This is a genomic window from Natranaerobius trueperi (assembly GCF_002216005.1).
In the GTDB taxonomy this organism is placed as follows: domain Bacteria; phylum Bacillota; class Natranaerobiia; order Natranaerobiales; family Natranaerobiaceae; genus Natranaerobius_A; species Natranaerobius_A trueperi.
Genome location: NZ_NIQC01000086.1, coordinates 1 through 563, shown reverse-complemented (window position 1 = coordinate 563; position 563 = coordinate 1). Strand labels below are relative to the sequence as shown.

2 protein-coding genes are annotated in these 563 nt (G+C 31.6%); both read right to left on the bottom strand.

The features are described 5' to 3' along the window. Positions 1–119 precede the first annotated feature (119 nt). Entirely contained in the window at positions 120–341 is a 222-nt protein-coding gene (locus CDO51_RS15155; RefSeq protein ID WP_276207043.1) for a transposase, read from the bottom strand. A gap of 41 nt (positions 342–382) precedes the next feature. Next, positions 383–520, bottom strand: coding sequence for a hypothetical protein (locus CDO51_RS13990; protein WP_158212478.1), 138 nt, complete (start codon positions 518–520; stop codon positions 383–385). Positions 521–563 lie beyond the last annotated feature (43 nt).

The window sequence follows — 563 nt, the reverse complement described above, 5'->3', positions numbered from 1 at the left end:
CGGTAAAATGTTTGCTCTTTGAATTACTTGCTTTTATTTTTGTCCCATCTATGGCACAATCTCCCCATTTACAAGACCGAAACCTTTTAACATAAGGGTGAATTCTTTAAATAATTGTTTTATGGCTTTTCGATTACTTTCATAAATGCAGAGATTGTTCCATGATCAGGTGTAACTCTTCCTATCAGCCACATCACTTCAATATTTCTAGTTGCTTCCATTTCTATTCTACGTGAAGACCTTATCCTATTCATATAACAATATATGTACAGCTTAAGTAAGTGTTTTCTTTTAAATGGCTTTTGTCCAGCTTTATTGCCAGAGTAAGTTTTAAAGCCAATTTTTTCTAAATTTAGGCTATCAACATAAGCGTCAATTACTCTTACAGGTTACATTCAGTAACATAGTCATCTAATGTATTTGGAAATAAATTAATTTGATTTCTATTTGCACTTTCAATAAATGCCATCGCCATTAACTCTTTTACTATAATAAATTCGAAAGCGATGGCTGATACCATCTTTTTTGAAATTTTTTCTGCTTAATTGTTAGACAATCTGGCG

Bases quoted from the DNA above. Each gene is read 5' to 3' on its own strand.
- CDO51_RS13990 (WP_158212478.1), bottom strand. From the start codon at position 520: ATGGTATCAGCCATCGCTTTCGAATTTATTATAGTAAAAGAGTTAATG.